Annotated in this window: 18 protein-coding genes; 9 read left to right on the forward strand and 9 right to left on the reverse strand. The window is 33.4% G+C overall.

Going from position 1 to position 17,856, the window contains the following annotated elements; all coding sequences use genetic code 11:
* Positions 1–346: 346 nt before the first annotated feature.
* The 3 genes from BJG89_RS10330 to BJG89_RS10340 all read right to left on the reverse strand — a co-directional run bounded on the left by BJG89_RS10330 (position 347) and on the right by BJG89_RS10340 (position 3,201).
* Positions 347–1,480 carry an NADH-dependent flavin oxidoreductase gene (locus BJG89_RS10330; RefSeq protein WP_096810511.1) on the reverse strand — a complete coding sequence of 378 codons (1,134 nt, stop codon included), beginning with the start codon at positions 1,478–1,480 and terminating at the stop codon, positions 347–349.
* 201 nt (positions 1,481–1,681) lie between these two features.
* A complete protein-coding gene (gene ygs / locus BJG89_RS10335; protein ID WP_096810512.1) occupies positions 1,682–2,083 on the reverse strand; it encodes a S1 domain-containing post-transcriptional regulator Ygs in 402 nt (133 codons plus the stop codon).
* Positions 2,084–2,604: 521 nt separating this feature from the next.
* Positions 2,605–3,201 (reverse strand): peptidylprolyl isomerase, encoded by a 597-nt coding sequence (locus BJG89_RS10340; protein ID WP_096810513.1) that lies wholly within the window; start codon positions 3,199–3,201, stop codon positions 2,605–2,607.
* Between the two features lie 67 nt (positions 3,202–3,268).
* Between BJG89_RS10340 and kapB the strand changes: the two genes are divergently transcribed.
* The 9 genes from kapB to BJG89_RS10385 all read left to right on the forward strand — a co-directional run bounded on the left by kapB (position 3,269) and on the right by BJG89_RS10385 (position 11,236).
* The gene (gene kapB, locus BJG89_RS10345; protein WP_096810514.1) at positions 3,269–3,649 is read left to right on the forward strand and encodes a sporulation phosphorelay system protein KapB; all 381 of its coding nucleotides are present in this window, start codon (positions 3,269–3,271) and stop codon (positions 3,647–3,649) included.
* A gap of 129 nt (positions 3,650–3,778) precedes the next feature.
* Complete coding sequence (locus BJG89_RS10350) at positions 3,779–6,196, forward strand: Na+/H+ antiporter subunit A (protein WP_096810515.1); 2,418 nt, start codon at positions 3,779–3,781, stop codon at positions 6,194–6,196.
* Positions 6,177–6,605, forward strand: a complete 429-nt coding sequence (locus tag BJG89_RS10355) for a Na(+)/H(+) antiporter subunit B (protein WP_096810516.1) — start codon at positions 6,177–6,179, stop codon at positions 6,603–6,605. The genes BJG89_RS10350 and BJG89_RS10355 overlap by 20 nt, the downstream gene beginning before the upstream one ends.
* Entirely contained in the window at positions 6,605–6,952 is a 348-nt protein-coding gene (gene mnhC1, locus BJG89_RS10360; protein WP_096810517.1) for a Na+/H+ antiporter Mnh1 subunit C, read from the forward strand. The genes BJG89_RS10355 and mnhC1 overlap by 1 nt, the downstream gene beginning before the upstream one ends.
* Complete coding sequence (locus BJG89_RS10365; RefSeq protein ID WP_096810518.1) at positions 6,939–8,435, forward strand: Na+/H+ antiporter subunit D; 1,497 nt, start codon at positions 6,939–6,941, stop codon at positions 8,433–8,435. Before mnhC1 ends, BJG89_RS10365 begins: the two co-directional genes overlap by 14 nt.
* Position 8,436: 1 nt before the next feature.
* Complete coding sequence (locus BJG89_RS10370; RefSeq protein ID WP_096810519.1) at positions 8,437–8,919, forward strand: Na+/H+ antiporter subunit E; 483 nt, start codon at positions 8,437–8,439, stop codon at positions 8,917–8,919.
* Positions 8,916–9,209 (forward strand): Na(+)/H(+) antiporter subunit F1, encoded by a 294-nt coding sequence (locus BJG89_RS10375; protein WP_096810520.1) that lies wholly within the window; start codon positions 8,916–8,918, stop codon positions 9,207–9,209. The genes BJG89_RS10370 and BJG89_RS10375 overlap by 4 nt, the downstream gene beginning before the upstream one ends.
* Positions 9,187–9,543 carry a Na+/H+ antiporter subunit G1 gene (locus BJG89_RS10380; RefSeq protein ID WP_096810521.1) on the forward strand — a complete coding sequence of 119 codons (357 nt, stop codon included), beginning with the start codon at positions 9,187–9,189 and terminating at the stop codon, positions 9,541–9,543. Before BJG89_RS10375 ends, BJG89_RS10380 begins: the two co-directional genes overlap by 23 nt.
* 544 nt (positions 9,544–10,087) lie before the next feature.
* Positions 10,088–11,236, forward strand: coding sequence for an FAD/NAD(P)-binding protein (locus BJG89_RS10385; protein ID WP_096810522.1), 1,149 nt, complete (start codon positions 10,088–10,090; stop codon positions 11,234–11,236).
* A gap of 126 nt (positions 11,237–11,362) precedes the next feature.
* On the opposite strand, the gene BJG89_RS10390 is transcribed toward BJG89_RS10385, so the two are convergent.
* The 6 genes from BJG89_RS10390 to BJG89_RS10415 form a co-directional block, all read right to left on the reverse strand.
* Positions 11,363–11,746 carry a PaaI family thioesterase gene (locus BJG89_RS10390; RefSeq protein WP_096810523.1) on the reverse strand — a complete coding sequence of 128 codons (384 nt, stop codon included), beginning with the start codon at positions 11,744–11,746 and terminating at the stop codon, positions 11,363–11,365.
* 30 nt (positions 11,747–11,776) lie between these two features.
* Positions 11,777–13,093, reverse strand: a complete 1,317-nt coding sequence (locus BJG89_RS10395) for a Na+/H+ antiporter family protein (protein ID WP_096810524.1) — start codon at positions 13,091–13,093, stop codon at positions 11,777–11,779.
* 380 nt (positions 13,094–13,473) lie between these two features.
* On the reverse strand, positions 13,474–14,949 hold the full coding sequence (locus tag BJG89_RS10400) for a M17 family metallopeptidase (RefSeq protein ID WP_096810525.1): 1,476 nt from the start codon (positions 14,947–14,949) through the stop codon (positions 13,474–13,476).
* A gap of 287 nt (positions 14,950–15,236) precedes the next feature.
* The gene (locus tag BJG89_RS10405; protein ID WP_096810526.1) at positions 15,237–16,445 is read right to left on the reverse strand and encodes an NAD(P)/FAD-dependent oxidoreductase; all 1,209 of its coding nucleotides are present in this window, start codon (positions 16,443–16,445) and stop codon (positions 15,237–15,239) included.
* A gap of 238 nt (positions 16,446–16,683) precedes the next feature.
* On the reverse strand, positions 16,684–17,043 hold the full coding sequence (locus tag BJG89_RS10410) for a HesB/IscA family protein (RefSeq protein ID WP_096810527.1): 360 nt from the start codon (positions 17,041–17,043) through the stop codon (positions 16,684–16,686).
* A gap of 13 nt (positions 17,044–17,056) precedes the next feature.
* A complete protein-coding gene (locus BJG89_RS10415; protein WP_096810528.1) occupies positions 17,057–17,293 on the reverse strand; it encodes a YuzB family protein in 237 nt (78 codons plus the stop codon).
* Positions 17,294–17,856: the final 563 nt, after the last annotated feature.

Below are 17,856 nucleotides of genomic sequence, written 5' to 3' on the forward strand. Positions count from 1 at the left end.
ACCATTTTCTTAAATTAAATTTATCGCTATCTAATCTAACCCACATTAGCTATTCATATACTATGAATAAAAGCTATATCCTAAACAAAAAAATTTAAAAATGGATTATCAAATCGATACGCGTAAACCTTGTATGGTAAAGCTTAATAAGCATACAAACAGAAATATATATTTTCTAAAATCATTTGCTCATCTTACCAATATCCTATTTGACATATAGTCATTCCTTAACCTTTATTTTTACGATAATGATAAAAAATAGCCATGAAGAAATCTATCATGATAGATTTCTTCATGGCTTATCGCTAGTGTGTTTTATATGCTTTAGAACATCATTGAACTACTTTTATTTATTGTCAGTTCTTGGTAATGGGTAAAAGCCATTATTAAATTGTTCCCACAAGTTCGGTGGTAAATGATGTTTATCTGCTCTATTAGGGTCAAATTGAGATATAATTTCATCTTCTTTGCCCTCTCTAATTTTACTTACAAAATTATAATCTAATAAAATTTCTCTTCCTAATGCAACAAGTTCTACGCCTGTTGATTCAATCGCTTCAATCGCTTGTTCAGCAGTGAAAATTGACCCGATACCTACCAGCGGCATACGTCCATTAATCCAATCTAAAATTAATTTAATACGCTCTTGTCCTTTATATTGACCTTCACGTGTTTTTGAGTGAATATCCATTAATGATACATGTAAATAATCTAATGGTTTTTCAATTAATTTTTTGATTAATGTTTCCGTTATTTCCATACTTATACCTGGTGATTCAGCTTCTTCAGGAGAAAATCTATAACCAACGATAAAATCTTCATTGCCGTGCGTTTTAGCAGTTTCTGCTACTTCATCCACCACACGTAAAGCAAATTGATAGCGATTTTCTCCCCATTCATCATTACGACGGTTATAATAAGGAGAAACAAATTGATGAATTAAATAGTGATTGGCACCATGTATTTCAACACCATCAAAGCCTGCTTCAATTACTCTTCGTGTAGCTTCACCAAATGCTTTGATTGTTGTTTCAATTTCATCTTCAGTAATTTCACGCGCATGGTGTTCTTCTTGTTCACCAAAACTTTTTAATGATATAGGGCTTGGTGCCGCAACGTCACCATTAGGCGTTAAATTAGGTAATGATTGCGCGCCACCATGATGAATTTGAACGACTGCTTTTGCACCGTTTTTCTTCATTGCTTTTGCCAATCGTTTTAAACCTTCAAGATTAGAATCATGTGCTACAGAAGGTTGTCCAGGGAAAGCTTTACCTAAATCCGTTACATTACTTGCTGCTGAAATAGCTAAACCAACGTCTTTTGAACGTTGTTCCATATAGACAACTTCTTCATTTGAAATTGTTCCATCATCATTGGATGAAACATGTGTTAAAGGGGCGAGCACAAATCGATTATCTAATGTTACATTATTTGGTAATTTTAATTTTTCAAATAATGGTTGAAATTTTTTATTCATTAAATTAAATCCTCCTAAAATTCAAAAATACTAAAGTGTCGTAATATCATCACTTTAAGTACTTTAATTCTAACTGCCTTAAATTCAAATATAAAACTATATGCTCACGCATATAATTTTATGATTTTTCATATTACGCGTGCAACTCATATAGAACAATTTACTGTTATATAAAAAATACTAACATCTTCATTGAAGATGTTAGTATTTTTTAAAAGATGATCGCTCATCTTTAATCGCGTCTTTGGACTGTTTAATCCAAACCGGTAAGCGTTCTTTAATTGTTTGAAACCCATATTTCTCGGTTTCTTTAATTTCATCTAATACTGATTGTTTTTCTTTTTTACGTTCATAGTTTTTAAAATAGTCATTATCTTTTAAAGAAAGATTTAACTTACCTTCTTCATCAATTGATATTACTTTCGCTTTTACAATTTGTCCTTCCGATAAAAACTTTTTTAAATTGTGGACGTAGTCATCCATAATTTCAGAAATATGGATTAATCCTTCAGTATTGTCAGGGGTTTCTACAAAAGCGCCATACGGTTGAATACCAGTCACACGAACTTTAATATGTTGACCTACTTTATAGTGATTATTCAACGTGATAACCCCTTAATTCGTTTTACTTAACAAGTTCATGATAGCATAAATCCTCTTAAGGTACTAACATTACCTAGAAAAATTTCACGATTTATTTAGAAATAAAGTAAAATAGCCAACGTTAAATGAGAATCGAATGCATTTATGAAAGCTCTTACAGCACATGGGGATGTATTTATTAATTCTTTTATTTTTGACAATAAAATTAAAAAAGTCTGAATGCAGTAAAAACAACAAAAAGTTTCTCTGCATCCAGACTTAATTTTCATACTTTATATTTTTTATACATTCAAAGTCGGGTTCATATTTTTCAAGCAGATGTTATAATTTTATAACCTTCAAAAGCATAACTATAAATTAATTGAAACTGTTTTAACGTTTTGCAACGGTTATAAAACACCCATGATTATATCAACACTATGCCATCTATTATTTGATTTGTATATGATACAACATTGAAACCAACCCATAACTGATATCATTCTATGTTCAAATCATTGCACTTATTGTAATATTTGTTTTTATTTCTCAACCACGTCTATAGAATCGATTGTGATGTCATGCAATGGTTTATCTTGAGGTCCCACTTTAGTAGCTGCGATATCTTCTAATGTTGCTTCTCCATCTATCAATTGACCAAATACTGTATGTTTTTGATCTAACCAAGGCGTACCACCTTTTTCTCCATAAGCTTTGACAATTGGTTCTGGCCATCCACCATCTGCAAGTTGACTTAGCATAGACTCAGGCACTTCTTTCATTTGAACGATAAAGAACTGCGAACCGTTTGTATTCGGGCCTGAGTTAGCCATAGATAAAGCACCATATAAATTGAAGGCTTCTAATGAAAATTCATCTTCAAAAGGACCACCATAAATACTTTCACCGCCCATACCACTAGCAGTTGGATCTCCACCTTGAACCATAAAATCATTGATAACACGGTGGAAAGAAATACCATTATAATAACCATTTTTAGCGTGTGTTACAAAGTTTTCTACTGTTTTGGGTGCAACGTCAGGTAATAGTTTAAAAGTCATATCACCTTTATTTGTATGCATTACTAATTTTATTTCATTTTCATTTACTTCTGAATTTAACTGAGGATAGTTCGTCATTTTTATTCTCCATTTCATGTTAAGATGATATATGTATTCTAACATAAAATGAAGGGAGTATTGAATTATGTTATATCGTTTTGCACACAAAACTGGAAGTTATGGCGTTTCAATCAAAGAAGAAGACGAGAACCAAGTATTAGTTCAAGTTGAACAAGTTATTAAACATCCAAAACAAGGTGATTTACATCATCCAAACGAAACTGAAAATGTATTTTTCCATGAGCGCAAAGCTTTAAGCCAATTTGAAAAACGCTATACATCTAAGTCAAAACTAAGACCATTTAATGTAGAGGAAATGCCTTATATAGCATCCTTGCAACTCGCAATTTCAAATTTGGAAAGTAAATTAAAAGCAGAAAACACAGCCTTTGCTAAAATGTCACTTGAGAATTTAAGCCGTTTAAAGGAAGATTATTCAATCCAATATAAAAAATTTTTTGAATAAAAATACCTTGTTTCTTCTTATTTAAAATAAACTTTAAATATAAGCTCTGCAAGGGTTGGCGTTGTTTTTCAGATTAGTGTTATTCATGTATAATGGCTTTACACTATTTTTTAAAAGGAGGATAAAATAATGAGTTTGATACATATAGCGGTCTTATTACCGTTAATATTTGCACTCATTATTCCATTTGTATATCGCATATATAAGCGAATACATTTAGGATGGTTTGTGTTACCTATCCCCGTCGTCTTATTTATTTATTTTCTTTCAGACATTTCGACTACAATGTCAGGAAATAACGTAGTACATAAAGCAAATTGGATGCCTCACTTTGGCATGAATTTCGATTTATATGTTGATGGATTAGGCTTACTATTCAGTTTATTAATAACTGGTATTGGAAGCTTAATTGTATTATATTCTATTAGTTATTTAAGTCGACAAGAGCAATTAGGTCATTTTTATTGTTACCTATTGCTTTTTATGGGTGCCATGTTAGGCGTTGTATTATCAGATAACATTATTATTTTGTATCTGTTTTGGGAGTTAACTTCTTTTTCTAGTTTTCTACTAATTTCATTTTGGAGAACGAAACAAGCATCTATTTATGGGGCACAAAAATCAATGCTCATCACAGTACTAGGTGGCCTTTCACTGCTTGGTGGACTCATCTTATTATCACTTGCAGGCGGATCTACAAGTATTCAAACGTTAATTGGCAATGCGTCAGAAATACAAACGAGTCCTTTCTTTATACTATCTATGATATTTGTAATTATTGGCGCGATGACAAAATCAGCCCAATTTCCATTCTACGTTTGGTTACCAGATGCTATGGAAGCTCCTACGCCCGTCAGTGCTTACTTACACTCAGCGACAATGGTTAAAGCAGGTCTTTACTTAGTTGCCCGTATGACGCCAATCTTTGCACTTTCTCAAGGCTGGATTTGGACGATTACCGCAGTAGGCTTAATCACGTTATTCTGGGCCTCATTAAACGCAACAAAACAGCAAGATTTAAAAGGCATTCTTGCTTTTTCAACAGTGTCTCAATTAGGTATGATTATGGCAATGTTGGGCATTGGTGCAGTAAGTTACCATTTTGAAGGTGCGGATAGCCAAATTTATGTAGCTGCATTTACGGCTGCTGTGTTTCATCTTATCAACCATGCTACTTTTAAAGGTGCCTTGTTTATGGTAACAGGTGCTATAGATCATAGTACTGGGACGCGTGATGTAAATAAACTTGGTGGTTTAATCACTATTATGCCAATTTCATTCACAATCACGATTATTACATCACTAAGTATGGCAGGCATTCCACCATTTAATGGATTCTTATCAAAAGAAAAATTCCTTGAAAGTATGATTGAAGTTACACATGCTAATATATTCAGTTTAAATAGTATTGGCATACTTATTCCAATCGTAGCTATCCTAGGCAGCGTATTTACTTTTGTCTATTCTGTTAGATTTATCGGACAGATATTCTTAGGTAGTTACAAACCTGATTCATTACCTAAGCCAGCTCATGAAGTTTCAAAATTAATGCTAATATCACCGAGTATTTTAGCAATACTAGTGATTGTTTTTGGTTTCTTCCCTTCAATATTGACAGGATCGATTATTGAACCTGCAGTTAACGCAATAAGTCATACTACAGGAACAACAGCTGAGTTTCATATGTTCCACGGATTTACGCCGGCCTTTTTCTCAACATTAGGCATATATATTGTTGGCATATTATTAATCTTTAGTTTCGGTTATTGGATTAGCTTATTAAAAGCGCAACCTACAAAACTAACAATCAACTATTGGTATAATAAATTAGGCGCAGTTACGCCAAGCTTTTCGAGCCAATTTACAAACACATATGTTACAGGATTTACACGTAATAACTTATTAATGATTTTTGCATCATTAATCATTATCACGCTTGTGACATTACTAGTAACGCCGTTCAGTATCAATTTTAAAGATGTTAGTGAAATAAGACCATTTGAATTAATCATCGTAGTCATTATCATTACGGCTGCTTCTATGATTATATTCGCTCGTTCTCGCTTATTTAGTATTATTATGGCGAGTGCTGTAGGTTATGCAGTAGCTATTTTCTTTATTTTCTTTGGTGCACCAGACTTAGCACTCACACAATTTGTTGTAGAGTCGATTTCTACAGCATTGTTCTTATTATGTTTCTATCATTTACCAAACTTAAACCGACACAATGAAACACCTTCATATAAATGGTTAAACGCAATTATCGCCATAGGTGCTGGCCTTGTGGTTACTGTATTAGGTTTGATCGCCTATGGTAATAGACATTTTGGTTCAATTGGCGAATTCTATAAAGATCATGTATATGATTTGGCACATGGAACAAACATGGTTAACGTTATTCTCGTTGACTTCCGTGGTACCGATACATTATTTGAATCTTCAGTGCTTGGTATTGCCGGATTAGGTGTTTATACAATGATTAAACTTCGTTATAAAAATAAATCAAATGATGAAGGAGGAACTCACATTGAAAAGACAGAAGAATAATTTAATTTTCCAATATTCAGCAATTGTGATTTTCTTCTTAATCGTTATGTTTGGTTTACATCTGTTCTTAACAGGACACTATACACCCGGCGGCGGTTTCGTTGGCGGCTTATTATTGTCCAGTTCACTTGTAATCATTTCTGTCGCATTCGATATTAAGACAATGCGCAAAATATATCCATGGGATTTCAAAAAACTCATTGGTATAGGCTTATTCTTTTGTTTAGCCACACCAATGGCAAGTTGGTTATACAATAAAAACTTCTTTACACATACACCCTTTGAAATTCCATTAGTAATTTTAAAACCAATAGAAATGCATACTGCGACCTTTTTTGATTTAGGTGTTTTGTGTGCTGTCGTTGGTACAATAATGACTATAATATTAGCGATTGGAGAGAATGAGTAATGGAAATAGTGATGATTTTTGTTTGTGGTATTCTCACTGCAATGAGCGTCTACCTCATTCTTTCTAAAAGTTTGATTCGTATCATTATTGGGACTACTTTACAAACACATACAGCCAATTTATTTTTAATAACTATGGGTGGGCTTAAAAAAGGTGAAGTGCCTATTTATGAAAAAGGGATCACTTCATATGTAGACCCCATCCCTCAAGCACTTATATTAACAGCAATAGTCATTTCGTTTTCTGTCACAGCGTTTTTCTTAGTATTAGCTTTTAGAAGTTATAAAGAATTGGGCACAGACAACGTAGAAAGCATGAAAGGAGTGCTAGATGATGATAGAAAGTAACCTTATTATTTCACTACTCGTCATACCAATGTTAACCATTATCGCACTCATATTCATTGGTAAACGCCCGAAAATAAAGCGTTACGTTGCTTTATCAGGTACAGCAATCACATTGATTTTTGCATTTATTAATTTAAAAAATGTATTAAAACACGGGCCAATCAAACTTGAACTCGGTTCTTGGGAGGCTCCTTACAGTATTGTATTTGTACTTGATATATTTAGTGCCCTACTTGTAATCACTAGTTTAATTGTAACAATGTTGATTATTTTATATTCATACCAATCCGTAGGTATTGAACGTGAAACATATTACTACTATTTCGCAATTATGTTTATGCTTACAGGTGTTATAGGGTCATTTATCACAGGCGATATTTTCAACCTTTTCGTATTCTTCGAAGTATTTTTAATGGCATCTTACATATTGCTAGTCATCGGTGGTACGAAGGTACAATTAAGTGAAACAATTAAATATGTACTTGTAAATGTGACATCCTCTGCTTTCTTTGTTATTGCAGTTGCCATGCTTTATTCAGTCGTTGGTACATTGAATTTGGCAGATATTAGTGAAAAATTAAGCCAATTGTCAGCGCAAGATAAAGGGATTATTAGTATCATCTTTATTATGTTCATCTTTGTCTTTGCTACTAAAGCAGGTGTTTTCCCAATGTACATTTGGCTACCGGGCGCGTATTACGCTCCACCAATAGCGATTATTGCATTCTTTGGTGCATTGTTAACAAAGGTCGGTGTATATGCGATTGCAAGAACGGCGAGCCTATTCTTTGGTGAGTCATCAAACTTTTCTCTATACACAATTTTATTTCTAGCATTACTCACAATTATTTTTGGTTGTGTAGGAGCAGTAAGTTATTTCGACACTAAAAAAATCATCATTTACAATATTATGGTTGCCGTAGGTGTCATCTTAGTGGGAATTGCGATGATGAATCAAGCCGGCATGATGGGCGCAATCTATTACACTTTACATGATATGCTCATTAAAGCAGCCCTTTTCTTCTTAATCGGTGTAATGTATAAAATTACAAAAACGCATGATTTACGTCAATATGGTGGCTTAATCAAACATTATCCTGTATTAGGGTGGACATTCTTTATCGCTGCATTAAGCTTAGCAGGTATTCCGCCGTTAAGTGGTTTTTACGGAAAATATTATATTGTTCAAGCCACTTTTGAAAAAGGCTTCTACATTAGTGGTATAATCGTATTATTATCTAGTCTTGTAGTACTTTATTCTGTCATTCGCATTTTCTTAAAAGGTTTCTTTGGAGAACCTGAAGGTTATGAAGTGAATCCTAAACTTCAATATAAAGGGGTGCTTGCAGTAGCGGTCGTTTCAGTTGCTATTTCTGTATTATTCGGATTATCTGCTGATTTCTTACACCCAATTATTAAAGATGCTGCTGAAACTTTCTACAATCCTAGTGTTTATATTGATAGCGTATTGGGGGGAGAATAGTATGGCAATTCAAATATTAGTCAATTTAATGTTATCTGTTTTTTGGTTATTTGTTACTGGCAGTTATACATTTAATAATTTTCTATTAGGTTATCTATTTGCTCTATTGCTAGTATTCCTAATGCGCGGTGTTTTACCCGGCAGATTTTATATTATTACGGTTTATAAAATAATTAAATTGTTTTTCGTATTCTTAATAGAACTAATAAAAGCTAATATCGATGTCATTCGCATCGTTACTAAACCTAAACTTAACAACGAACCTGCCTTCTTTATATATCCCACAGATTTGAAAAAGGATTGGCAGATTGCTTTATTATCAAATTTAATTACACTTACACCCGGAACTATTGTTTTAGGCGTCAGTGATGATCGTACAAAAATATATGTACACAGTATTGATTTCAGTACAAAAGAAGAAGAGATTGAAGGTATTAAATCATCCCTTGAAAAAGTGGTAAGAGAGGTAGGCGAATATGAATGAACTACAATATTATATTAATCGTTGCATTAGTTATCGTTGCATTATCCATGTTAGGTATGCTAGTTCGTGTTATTATCGGACCTTCTCTTGCTGATAGGGTTGTAGCACTCGATGCTATGGGAATACAATTAATGGCGATTGTAGCGCTATTTAGTATTTTCTTAGGTACTAAATATATGATGGTTGCCATTCTATTAATTGGTATTCTAGCATTCTTAGGCACTGCCGTTTTCGCCAAATATATGGATAAAGGTAAGGTGATTGAGCATGATAACAACGATCATCATTAGTATTGCACTTATATTGGTTATACTCGGCTCACTTATTAGCGCACTCGCTGCTATTGGTCTCTTACGTTTAGATGACGTATATTCTAGAGCACATGCTGCTGGTAAAGCTGCTACATTAGGTGCAATGTTATTAATTAGTGGCGTTTTCTTATACTTTATCGGACGCGAAGGATACGTAAATATGCAGTTGCTGATTGGTATACTATTTATTTTAATTACTGGTCCGTTAGCAAGTCATCTTATAATCAAAGCTGCTTATAATTTAAGCACACCTGCTGCTAAAAGAACAAAGCGGGATGATATTCAAGAAGACTTAAAAGACACTAAATTATAACACCGTTAAATAATGCATATATAACAATGAACAATGGAGTTATAACACCTTCATTCGATATACTCCCTCTAAAGAAACACTTAAACAGTGAAAACGTTAGAGGGGGTTATTTTTATGATTTAAAATTAACAGTAATGTTTATACTACCTTACTAACACTTACATAAAAGTGATTCACCTTCACAAAGCGTTACACGCGCTTAAACCCTTGCTAAAGTGCTACTCATCTTCATAAATGAAAAAGTATCGCTTTAACAGTCAGATGCTCCCAATACGATATTCAAAGCTGAAATGTTTTATATACCAAAGCCTCGCCTCACTCCCTAACCACCCTCCATATTAAAACTTCAAGTTTAACTCCAGATGCTTTGTTACAAGCAAATTGGAGCAATAAGCTACTTTTTTCGAAAAACAACACTATCTCATACTGATCTTTTTATTTTCCAAATCGCTTATTTCACATTAGAGCTTTATAAAATATTGATTATTGCTCAATTCAATGATATATTAAATCGTAATAATTTCGTTTTAAAGGAGTTGGAATAATGTCTACTTGGACAATCATCGGCGGCGGTATTCAGGCAGTAACAATTGCTATCAAACTAAAGACTTTAGGCATTAAGACACATGAGTTGAATATTATTGATCCACATCATAGTCTTTGCGAACAGTTTAATCATTATACAAAAAGGATTGAAATGCCCTATTTGCGATCTCCATGTGTACATCATATTCACCCTAACCCTTTTCATTTAAATCAATTCGCTAAATATCATCAATATGTTAATGCTAGCTATGGTTCATACAAACGCCCCAACAGAAATTTATTTATGGACCATATTCATAGTCTTTTACACGAATTTGAACTGAATCAGAGTCACACGGTTGCTTTTGCTAATCAAATTATACTCAAAGAAAAACAATGGTGCGTTAGGCTTTCAAATCAACAATTTCTAAAGTCGGATTATGTTGTTATCGCTAATGGTTGTAATCATGAGCCATACATACCGTCCACATTTAAAAATGCACCTGACGTCTCCCATATATTTGATTCAGAGATAGATATCGATAAAATCGTTTCTCATGTAGTTGGCAGTGGTATTTCAGCGGCACATTTAACTTTAAAATTATTAAAAAAACAGGCACATTCAATCATTCATCTTTGGACAAATAAACCTCTTGATGTGCATGATTTTGATGCAGATGCTGGTTGGCTAGGCCCTAAAAAAATGACACCCTTCAATAATATTGTTGATCCTAAAACCAAATTAGCAATTATAAAAGAGGAAAGACATCAAGGTTCTATGCCTAAGGAGTTGTATCTAAGGCTTAAAAAATATGTTAAACAAGGCCGGTTAATGATTCATATAAATGAATTAAAAGAAATTCATCGCCATCATATTTATACAGACCATCATTCCATATATTACGACCACATCTTTTTAGCTACCGGGTTTAAAGATACAATCATGCAACAACCAATAATTAAGCAGTTAGTTCAACTATATAACGCACCAGTCTCAAATGCAGGCTTACCTTCCATCACTACCAATTTAGAATGGTTGCCCAATTTATTTGTGGCAGGTGGTTTAGCTGACTTACAACTTGGTCCTTTTGCAAGGAATATCATGGGTGGGCGTGAAGCTGCCAACCGCATTGGCGCCTTATTATTATTAAAAGAAAAAATAAGATAATCAATTAAAAAAACAGGCACATGAAACGCAAATAGTTAATTTGGTTTCATATGCCTGTCTATTATAGTTATTTTTTCAAATACATGTTAGCGTAATTCTATAAATCGTCAATTAATTTATACTTCGTTATTTATTGCGTTTACGTGGCTTAATCGCAATCGTGCCTCTCATGACACAAATCAATCTATCTGTATCATCTTTAATATCTATATTCCATACTTGCGTTGTACTGCCCTCATGTATAATTGTAGCTGTCGCAAATATTGTGCCTTTAGTAGTGGAACCTATGTGATTCGCATTCATTTCTAAACCTAACGGGATATAGTGGTCCGTATCAATGGTATCGGCTGCTCCCATCGAACATGCGGTCTCACCAAGCGCTAAACTTGCGCCGCCATGCAGGAAGCCGAATGGTTGCTTCACTTCATCTGTTACTGGCATAGACATAACCATAAGCCCGTGTTCTTGTCGTTCTACTTTTATTTTCATTACATCAAGCATGTTTGTCACTCAAGACACCTCATTTTCATATTATTAAGTTTATAATATCATAGCTGCAATCGTGCCAAAAATAATTAATGGAATGTTATAAAACACAAAGTTGGGGATACAAGTATCACGAATGTGATCATGTTGTCCATCAACATCTAAACCTGCTGTTGGCCCTAATGTAGAGTCACTTGCTGGAGAACCTGAGTCCCCTAAAGCACTTGCCGTACCTATTAAAGCGATTAATGCCATGGTACTTAAACCTAAAGATTCACCTAACGGTACAAATAACGTAGCAATAATTGGAATTGTAGCAAATGAAGAACCTATACCTAGGGTTACAACTAATCCAATAATATACATTACAATAATGCTAATTAATTTATTATCTCCAATCACCCCGCTTATACTATCAACCAGCTTGCCTATATCCCCTGTTTCATTCATCACACCTGCGAAACCATTTGCAGATAAAATGACTACACCAATAAATGACATAATTTTAATGCCATCTACAAATTTTTCATCTAATTCAGTCCATTTGTAAGCGCGTGAAGCAAAGAAAACAAGTACGCCAGCTAATGCACCAAAAATCATTGAATCCGTAAACATTTGTACTAAAAATGTAGCAATGATAGAAATGATAGTTACGCCTAATATATAGGGTTTAATTTCAATTTGGCTCATATCTTTAATATCTTTATGTTCTGCATATTGTCTTGGTTTTCTATAATAATAAATACCAGCTATCAAGCCAACAATATAGCCTAACGATGGAATTAACATAGCTTTCCAAATCATCCCCATCTCAATTGGGTGATTCGCTTTAGAAAACCCACTTTGGATGATTTGATGGAAAATTTGACCGAAACCATACGGTAGTAATACATAAGGCCAACATAAACCGAAACCGATGATAATTGCTATCTGTCTTCTATCTATATTAAGTTCGTTGAACAAACTTATTAATGGAGGGATTACAATTGGAATAAATGCAATATGCACAGGTATTAAGTTTTGGCTCATGATACTCATGATGAGTAATGCGCCCATAATAATAATTTTAACTTTAATACGTGACATTTTATTATTTTCTGCATGAATCGCGTTGATAATCTTATTCACTAAATAGTCTGTAATACCGCTATAAGAAATCAAAGCAGCGAATCCACCTAATAGCGCATAACTCAATGCCACTTCGGCGCCATCGACAATATTTTCACCGAATACAGATACAATATCAGTGATACTCATACCTGCAATCAAACCGCCTACTAAAGCACTGATAAATAAACTTATAACTACATTTAATCTGCATAAACATAGTACAATCATCAGTATAACTGCTATAACAACTGCATTTATCACAAAAGCACATCTCCTTTATTACGTTATCGAACTAAAGTATCACGAGATTTATATTAACAATTAGTACCTGAATTGTCAATCATATTTTTCTCATATTTAACCAAACAATATATCATTCGTATGGTTGCGTTTCATTACAACAATATAAACAAAGAGGTTGAAACATCATAAATAATGTTTCAACCTCGAATACCCTTTAAAACGTTTTGGCTCATATTACGCTTTATGAAAATGCATAGTACTTACACAAGACTCTAGATTTTGTACACTTTTGTCTAAACATGCTTGCTAAAGCGGAGCCACGAAATTCAATTTAGACCATATGATTCCTATCTCGCGACTATTAATTCATGTTCCTATTTTTAATACGTTTTTTTATCTCATAATGTCCTCAACCATTGAACGATAGATAATATCAAGTAACCTGTTGGGCCTGCTGGACCTTTATATGATGGCTGATTCGTTGTAGCCGGGCCTGCAATATCAAAATGTAAATGCGGGGTGTCACCAGCGAAATGATTTATAAATGTTGCGGCAAATAAAGCTTTACCTTGCCCATTTGTATGATTAACTAAATCAGCAACAGCACTCTTTCTAATCAATGCTTGTTCTGTTGCAGTCATAGGGAGTTCAAATACCATTTCATCCATTGTCTTAGCTTGCTCCAGAATAGCATTTAATGACGTTGTCGCATTTTTATTAAACACTGCGGCTTTATCTTCGCCTAGCGCTGCAACTGCTGCCCCAGTCAATGTCGCAAAATCTAAAATAACTTGCGGTTCAAATTGATTTGCATAAAAAACAGCATCGCCTAAGACTAAACGTCCTTCAGCATCTGTATTTAATACTTCTACAGATTCTCCGCTTAAAGCTGTATAAACATCATCCGGTTTCATAGCTTCCTCATTTATCATATTTTCTGCAGCTGCAATCACACCAACAATGTTTATTGGCAATGCCAATTGACGAGCCGCTTCAATCATTCCTATTACATTAGATGAACCACACATATCAAATTTCATTGTTTGCATGCCTGTTTTTGATTTAATAGAATAACCACCTGAATCATAGGTAATACCTTTTCCTACAAGCGCAATTGGATTGTCACCTGGACGCCCCCCGTTATAAGTAAGTGTGATAATACGTGGTCCTTGTTTAGAAGCTTTTCCGACTGCATGAACCAGTCCAAACCCTTCACTTTGTAATGTCACACTGTCTTTAACATCTACAATAACTTCAGTTTCGCTAAAATGCTGTTGTATCAAATCTGCATAATATGCAGGCGTTAAAATATTAGGAGGTATATTACTATAATCACGCGCTAAGTTAATTGCAGTTGCGATTGCATGCCCTTGTTCAACTGAGTCGCTTATGCTTTGATCTTTTGTATGTATAGCTAATTTAAGTTGATAAGGTGCTGATTTATTTGTTTTATAACCGTCAAATGTGTAGATAGATTGTTCACTTTGTTGACCTAGAATTTCAGCAATGGTCTGATTTGTATGTTGATGAGATTTAAATGAATCAAATACTAATGTAGCCTGATCAACCCGGCTTTGTTTTAAAGCTTGAAATACATTCCCAAATATTTTCAAATAATCACTATACTCGAGCGTTTTGATATTTCCTAATCCAACTGAGATAAGTTTATGTGTTTTCTCGCCTATTTTAAAAAATGTACTAGAAATCTTTCCTATATTCGTACTTAAAATATGATGTTGTTTTAGTGGTGATAATAAATCACTTAATTCATCATCTCCAACTTTAATTGACTCTAATTGATTCAAATGTTCAGGCACGCCAACAATAAGCGTATCATTCTCAAAATTTGTAGTTGTATTAATTACTGCATCCATTCATAATCCTCCATTTCCATTCATTCATAGCATCTCACAATTTTACGCTTTAATCTACAAATTAAGTAGAACAAAGACACGGACGAGGTGCAATAAAATTCTGATTTTCGGCCCAGAAATTATCACTTGGTGTGAACCAGATGGTTGAATCGAACAACAAATGTAAAACTACTGTCGAAACAACGTTTCGCCGCCAATATTATATTTAAGGCTGAGACATTTATTTATGCCCCAGCCTTATCATGTATATCATCATAAATGTATAGCTAACACTTATGATTTAATTATTAAAATTTACCTTTTTTAAATGCTAAGCCAATGCCACCAAGTTTGAATACTGCACGAGTATCAATGACTTTTTTCATAAATGCAGCTTTTTTACCTTGGATGTCTTTGCCATAAACGACACCAACACCATCATTAGCACCTAGAGAACATACTGTACCACGGTCAACGTATTCAAATTCTTGTGTTGGTTGACCTTCTAAAATATTTTTAATGTTTTTAGCAGTATGTTCGCCTTCTTGCATTGCAATTTGTGCAGTTGTTGGTAATGGACGCTCTTCTCCAGAAGGAATAAATGCTGAACAGTCACCAATTACAAAAATATCATTGTAACCTTCGATAGTTAAATCTTGGTTAGTAACAATACGGCCACGTTTAACACCTTCAAATGATTCTTCCATTAATTTACTACCACGAACACCAGCAGCCCATACAACTGTATTCGCTTCTAATTGTTGTTCTTCGTCATTAACTTTTACTACAAAACCTTTTTTATTAGCAGCAACGATTGGCGTTGCAATTTTGAATTCAACACCTTTGCTTTCTAAATAACTTACAGCATGGTTTACTAATTCGTCAGAGAATTGTGGTAACATTTTTGGCGCTGCTTCTACACAAGTAATTTTAACTTTTGTTTGGTCAACACCATATTTATTACATAGTTCAGGGATACGATCAGTCAATTCACCTAAGAATTCAACACCTGTAAATCCTGCGCCACCAACGATAATAGCTAAATCTTTGTCATCTTTTTCTTTCGAAGCCGCATAGTTAGCAAATTTATCTTCGATGTGACGTGCTAATTTACGAGCAGTTAATACATTTTCAATTTGGAAAGCATAGTCTTTCATGCCTTTAATACCAAATGTTTCGCTTTCGAAACCTAAAGCAACAACTAGGATATCAAAATCAAAGATACCTGCATCAGTTTCTACTTTCTTAGCATTACGGTCGATTTTTGTAACTTCTGCTTTAACAAAGTTTACTTTGTTTTTATTAATTACACTTTCAACTGGATATAATGCATCTTCATAACTAAGTGTTCCTGCTGAAGCTTCATGTAACCAAGTAGCTTCATAGTGATAATCATTTTTATTAATTAATGTAATCTCAGCTTCATCAGCTGAAAGTTGCTTCTGTAATTTTGTAATAGTTTGTAAACCAGCGTAACCAGCGCCTAAAACTAATACTTTTTTACGATCTTGAGCCATTTCATTCACCTAAACTTTCATCATTTTTTTGTTGCGACAGTCTTTTTTTATACGTTAAACAATTTTTAGAATTTCATAAAAAAGACATTTTTCATCCAACACTAATTTTATAGTTTTTACAGTTTATTTTCAAGCCGTAATACCCATATTGTTTATTATTTCACATAAACATATAAAAGGCTATAGTTCTCTCTATATTTGGTCGAACTATAGCCTTTGAATGCTTGGTTTTATATTATTAACAATCTTCTGGCGCTCCGGCAACTTTAGCAGTTCTAAATGAGCTACCACAACCACAAGATGCAATAGCATTTGGATTATTAATTTGGAAGCCACCGCCCATAAGCGATTGTTTAAAATCAACTTTGGTACCTTCTAATACAGGTTTATCATATTTATCAATCAGTACTTTTAAACCATGAAATTCAAATACTTCGTCATTTTCACTTGGTTCAGCTTCTGCTGACATACCGTATGTTAATCCTGTGCAGCCACCACCGTTTACTTTAAGCTTTAAATATCCATCTGGCATATCATTTTGTTGCATCATATCTTTAACTTCATATGCTGCAGCTTCTGTTAATTCAATTACTGCCATTTAAATTACCTCCTTAGAAAATCCATGTTTCTTCTATATGTGCATAAATGTTTTGTAATAAGTCGTCTGGTGATTCTCCTTCAACGATATCACCGTTTACTAATGCATACAAGCCACTTGAGCAAATACCACAGTTTTGTAAACAACCATATTCTAAAACATCAACTCCTGGATCATTTTCAAGTTGATTATATACATAATCTCCGCCTTTCGCTAAATTCGAAATGCAGAACTCAACTATTGGATTCATATTACACCCTCTCATTAATTGTCAGTTTAATAATTATAACAAAAACAATCCCTAACTGACTACATACTAGCTTATATAATTCAATTTTTTAAAATCGTATTTTTTTAAATTACGTTGCTTATTTTATCATTGCATTGATGTTAACTTTTCCATACTAAACCGCATTTACTAACACGTAAAATTTTAAATTTATGATTGTATTTTTTATGTGCTTAAAATTTTTTGTCAAAATTAAATTAAAGCGATATATATTTTCGTATAAAACGCCATTCACAGCATTTATATATATTGTTATCATCGTTTTGTATTCAAAATTATTATATTTTACAAATTATGACGCATCGTCTTTATTTGTAGAAGTATACAAAAAAGCATATAATAATTTTAAGTAAGCTTATTTTAAAATTTAGTGTTTCGTTCAATGAAAAAACGAATATGATTTAACCACATTATATTTATTAACTTACATTGACAAAATAAGATAATAACATTGATGGTTCATTACGAAACCATCATGCTATTATTAAATTGATCAATACTATTTTTACTAGAGGGGTATCATA

The sequence above is a fragment of the Staphylococcus nepalensis genome (genome assembly GCF_002442935.1).
Lineage (GTDB): Bacteria > Bacillota > Bacilli > Staphylococcales > Staphylococcaceae > Staphylococcus > Staphylococcus nepalensis.

Coding starts and splice junctions, on each gene's coding strand:
- BJG89_RS10410 (WP_096810527.1), bottom strand. CDS start 17,043: ATGGCAGTAATTGAATTAACAGAAGCTGCAGCATATGAAGTTAAAGAT.
- mnhC1 (WP_096810517.1), top strand. CDS start 6,605: ATGGAAATAGTGATGATTTTTGTTTGTGGTATTCTCACTGCAATGAGC.
- BJG89_RS10330 (WP_096810511.1), bottom strand. CDS start 1,480: ATGAATAAAAAATTTCAACCATTATTTGAAAAATTAAAATTACCAAAT.
- BJG89_RS10380 (WP_096810521.1), top strand. CDS start 9,187: ATGATAACAACGATCATCATTAGTATTGCACTTATATTGGTTATACTC.
- BJG89_RS10365 (WP_096810518.1), top strand. CDS start 6,939: ATGATAGAAAGTAACCTTATTATTTCACTACTCGTCATACCAATGTTA.
- BJG89_RS10350 (WP_096810515.1), top strand. CDS start 3,779: ATGAGTTTGATACATATAGCGGTCTTATTACCGTTAATATTTGCACTC.
- BJG89_RS10415 (WP_096810528.1), bottom strand. CDS start 17,293: ATGAATCCAATAGTTGAGTTCTGCATTTCGAATTTAGCGAAAGGCGGA.
- BJG89_RS10340 (WP_096810513.1), bottom strand. CDS start 3,201: ATGACGAACTATCCTCAGTTAAATTCAGAAGTAAATGAAAATGAAATA.
- BJG89_RS10375 (WP_096810520.1), top strand. CDS start 8,916: ATGAACTACAATATTATATTAATCGTTGCATTAGTTATCGTTGCATTA.
- BJG89_RS10405 (WP_096810526.1), bottom strand. CDS start 16,445: ATGGCTCAAGATCGTAAAAAAGTATTAGTTTTAGGCGCTGGTTACGCT.
- BJG89_RS10385 (WP_096810522.1), top strand. CDS start 10,088: ATGTCTACTTGGACAATCATCGGCGGCGGTATTCAGGCAGTAACAATT.
- BJG89_RS10400 (WP_096810525.1), bottom strand. CDS start 14,949: ATGGATGCAGTAATTAATACAACTACAAATTTTGAGAATGATACGCTT.
- kapB (WP_096810514.1), top strand. CDS start 3,269: ATGTTATATCGTTTTGCACACAAAACTGGAAGTTATGGCGTTTCAATC.
- BJG89_RS10370 (WP_096810519.1), top strand. CDS start 8,437: ATGGCAATTCAAATATTAGTCAATTTAATGTTATCTGTTTTTTGGTTA.